The sequence below is a fragment of the Streptomyces sp. MUSC 14 genome (genome assembly GCF_001866675.1).
Classification (GTDB): Bacteria; Actinomycetota; Actinomycetes; order Streptomycetales; family Streptomycetaceae; genus Streptomyces.
In genome coordinates this window covers 1-4,270 of record NZ_MLYN01000097.1, presented here as the reverse complement: position 1 = coordinate 4,270, position 4,270 = coordinate 1, and the positions used below count along the sequence as shown (strand labels likewise).

1 protein-coding gene and 1 pseudogene are annotated in these 4,270 nt (G+C 70.4%); one reads left to right on the top strand and one right to left on the bottom strand.

Going from position 1 to position 4,270, the window contains the following annotated elements; all coding sequences use genetic code 11:
- Positions 1–64: 64 nt before the first annotated feature.
- Positions 65–3,466 (bottom strand): lectin, encoded by a 3,402-nt coding sequence (locus BIV25_RS44105; protein ID WP_256257187.1) that lies wholly within the window; start codon positions 3,464–3,466, stop codon positions 65–67.
- 579 nt (positions 3,467–4,045) lie between these two features.
- Between BIV25_RS44105 and BIV25_RS44100 the strand changes: the two are divergent.
- A pseudogene (locus tag BIV25_RS44100) lies at positions 4,046–4,270 on the top strand (hypothetical protein); the annotation flags it as partial.

Here is a 4,270-nt window from a genome sequence, read left to right as displayed (position 1 = left end):
CCGGTTCCCGGGCACGTGCCCGGGAACCGGCCCGCCGTCGTGGGCGCCTGCGGCTGCTGTCCGGCTACTGGCCGAAGCCGTAGGAGAACAGGTGGTCGGTGCCTGTCGAGCCGGTCACCGGCAGCGTCACCGACGCGACCTTCTTCGACGGGTCCAGCGGGACCTTCGTGGCGAAGACGTAGGTCTTGACGCCGTCCCGGCCGCCGCTCCCGGTGTTCCGGTAGGCCGTCGTCACGGCCGTGGTGTCACGCGCGAGCGGCTGGGTGGATCCGCCGTTGAGCGTCCAGTCCGAGAAGCCGACCGTCGCCTTCGCGGTGGTGCCGTCGGTGTAGGTGACCGTCACCGTGCCCGAGACCCCGCTGCCGTCGGTGGGCGCGTTGGTCGCGGTGCCCAGCAGCCCGAGGGACGCGCCGGACGTGCCGGCCGGCATGAGGACGGTCTGGCCGGCCATCTCCAGGTTGTCGAGCTGACCGGAGGTCACGGTGGGCCAGGTGTAGGAGATGCCGTCGACCGTGAGGGAGGAACCGCTGGTGACGCCCGCCGCCGACAGCGCGTTCTGCGAGAACGCCCAGCCGCCGTTGTCGAAGCCGCCCGAGAAGGAGGCGCCGTCGGGGTAGACGCCCTCGTTGGTGTCGAACGGCCACAGCGCACCGGCCTTCGCCACGGCCACGCGCAGGCTCGCCCCGCTCAGCGCCGCGCCGGTGCCGTGGTCGGTCAGCGCGAAGGTGACCGGGTACGTCCCCTCGCTCGCACCCGCGGCCACGTGGACCTTCGCCTCGGCGCTGCCCGAGGCGGGCACCGTCAGCGAGCCGGACGTCGTGTCCAGCGTGACGCCGGAGGGCGCCGTCGCCTTCCAGTCGACCGTGACGGCCGCGGCGCCGAGGTTGGTCAGGACGAGGGTGCCGTCACCGGACGTGCCCGGCTGGAGCACCAGGCCGTCGCTGGAGGGACCGGTCGCGGCCAGCACCCGGCCGCCGCCCGTGGTGTCCGACGGCGGTGCCGCCGACGGGCCGGACGCCCAGGAGGTGTCGGGCTGGGTGCCGAGCGTGAAGTCGAGCGTGCCCGCGCCCTTGAACTGCTGGTACGTCAGCCAGGAGGTCTTCCACTCCTTGCCCTTCACGTCGAGCGACTGCACGTACGGCGCCTGGGGCGCGGCCTGCGGCGCGTTGATCCGCACGGTCTTCCCGCCCGCGAGGGTCACCTGCGCCACCGGGAAGACCGGGCTGCCGAGCGCCAGGGTGTCCGTGCCCGGGGTCTCCGGGTACATGCCGAGCTCGGACCAGACGTACCAGGAGCTCATCGCGCCGAGGTCGTCGTTGCCGAACGAGCCGACCGGGGCGTTGAAGTACAGCTTCTGCTGGGCCTCGCGGACGGCCGCCTGGGTCTTCCACGGCTGCCCCGTGTAGTCGTACTCCCAGGGGATCTCCACGCTGGGCTCGTTGCTCAGGTCGGCGTCGGTGCTGCCGGGGCTGGTGATGTCGTCGAGCAGGCTGTCCAGGTAGGACGAGTACGCCTGGTCGCCGCCGCGTGCCTGGATGAGCTGGCGCAGGTTGAACGGGACCATCGGCGTGTACTGGGCCGACGTCCCCTCCACGAAGCCGTTGGAGGTGCCGGGGGTGAAACCGCCCGCGAACTGGCCGTCCTTGTTCTTGGCCTGCAGGTATCCGGTCTGCGGGTTGAAGACGTTCATCCAGTCCTGGGCGCGGGTCGCGAACTTCTCGTAGACGGCCGTCCTGCCCAGCGACTTCGCGAAGGAGGCGAGGGCGTAGTCGGCGGAGTCGTACTCCAGCTGGGTGGAGACCGGGCCGTAGAAGTTGCAGCAGCCGAAGTCGTTCTCGTCCAGTGGGAGGTAGCCCTTCGCGTCCCGCACCGACTCGCCGGGGCGGTCGTTGTTGGGCGCGGTGGCCTCGTGCTCCAGCGCGGCGAGTGCCTTGTCCGTGTCGAAGCCCGTCGCACCGAAGGCGTACGCGTCGGCGATGATGCCGGCGGCCGGGTCCCCGACCATCACGTAGCTCTCGCCGTTGTTCGAGGCCCACTTGGGCAGCAGACCCGTCTGGTCGTAGCCGTTGAGCATCGAGGTGACGACGTCGCCTGCGACCTTGGGCTCGACCATCGCCATCAGCTGGGTCTGGGAGCGGTAGGTGTCCCAGCCGGAGTAGTTGGCGTACTGCGCGTGCTGCCCCGTGGCCAGCTTGTGGACCTGGTCGTCCATGCCCATGTACTGGCCGTTGTCGTCGGAGAGGACGTTCGGGTGCAGCAGCGCGTGGTAGAGCGCGGTGTAGAACTGCACCTGCTGGTCCGCGGAGCCGCCGCCGATCCGTACCTTGCCCAGTACGGCGTTCCAGGCGTCGTGGTTGGCCTGCTCGACGGCGCCGGGGTTCCACTGTCCGATCTCGGTGGCGAGGTTGTCCGCCGCGCCCGCGTCACTCGTGTACGAGATGCCGGCCTTCGCGCTCACCGTCGGGCCGGCGGAGGTGTCGAAGGTCAGGTACATGCCGTTCGCACCCGTCGTGGGCGGCTGGACTGCCCTGCCCGCGCCGGCCGAGCGGGGCGCGGCGCCGCCGCTCGCGGCCGGGGAGGGCGTGCCGGAGGGCGTGCCGGAGGCCTTGCCGCCGCGCCCGTGGACCGTCGGGGCGGGCTTCGCGGGGACGGTGAAGTGCCTCTCCTTCAGCGGGGCCGGCCGGGCAGCCGTCGGGTTCTGCTGTGCCCTGCCCGCCGTCAGCGACGTCGCTCCGGGGTTGACGGTGCTGCCGACCCAGGTTCCGCTCGCGCTGAACGGCCGGTCGAACGTGACGTCGAAGTGCAGCGTGTACCTGTTGTTCGCGCCACAGAAGTGACCGCTGTCGATCGCGCCCCGGATCTCCTTGTCGTTCACCACCTGGACGCGGGTTCCGTCGACCTGTGTGGCGCCGCCGCTGAGCTTGAACAGCAGGTTCGCCGGCGCACCCGCCGGGAAGGTGAAGGTGCCCAGGCCCGCGCGGGTGGTGTCGGTCAGCTCGGTCCTGACCCCGCCCGCGTCGGTGACCTTGTAGTACCCGATGCCGGCCTGCTCGTCGTGGTGGCTGAAGCCGACGGACGCCTTGCCGGGGTCGCTCGGCAGGGCGCCGGTGACCGGCAGGACGGGCAGGTCGCCCGCGACGGGGCAGCCGGGTCCCGAGACGTGGGTGAGGCTGAAGCCGGAGATCTTGTCGTCGTTGTACTCGTAGCCGCCGCCGTCGGCGCGGTCCGGCGTCGTGTCCGGACCCCACTGCACCATTCCGGCCGGCATGTCGGGGCCGGGGAAGGTGTCCACCGCACCGGAGGTGCCGATGAGGGGGTTGACGAGGGACGCGGGGTCCTTCACGAGGGCCGGCGTCGCGGTGCTCGCGGCATACGCGCTCCCGATCGCCGGAAGGGGAAGGGCGGCCAGGCCCAGGACCGCGACCACGGCCAGGCGTCGGCGGAATCTCCTTCGGTCACGTGGCACGGCTGAACGTCGGGGTCTCACCATCGGTTGCCTCCGCAGCAATTCGCGCTTCGCACATCAGATGCAGGCGCGCCGATGAGGCCGGAGCGCCGGCGACAGGCAACGGCTCCGGCCGCGCCCCGCACGGCCTGACAACGTTGCCATGCACGAGAGTTGAGTGAAACGCGTGTGCTTGCGGCATGTCAACGAGGCCAACAAGACTTTCTGTGCGCGAAGTTCACGGCCGGGCAGGTCCGGTCACACCGCGTCGCACCGGCCGGTGAGCCGCCGTCACCACGTGAGCCGCCGGCCGCCGCGGGAGCCTGTTAGCACGAACCGACTCGCGGCTTTTGCAGCGACACACTGTCGGCATGGGGTGAGCAGGCGTCAGTAGATCATTCGGACGGCCTAATCGTCATTCAATATGCCTTCTTTTCTGGTCACTTCACTTCCTGACCGGGCACCAGAAAGAGCCGCATATAACCCGATCGGCCTCTGTTAGGGATTTTCCGAAATGCCCGATTCGACAGCCGTGAGTACGTTTGATCGCAGTCGGCTGACGAGCCGGCATCTCCGAGATATCCAGACAGGAGAAGCGACATGAAGCTCGCTCGTTCCACCATGGTCACCGCCGCCGCCGGAGCCGCCGCGGCACTCGCCGTCACCGGCATCACCTACGCCTCGGCGGCCTCCGCCCCGGCGCCCCAGGCGGCCCCGGCCGCCGTCGCCGACGCCCCGCAGGCGCCGTTCGGCGGCGACTCCGGACAGGGCAAGAGCAACAACAACAGCAACAACAACGAGGGCAAGGGCAACGAGGGCAAGGGC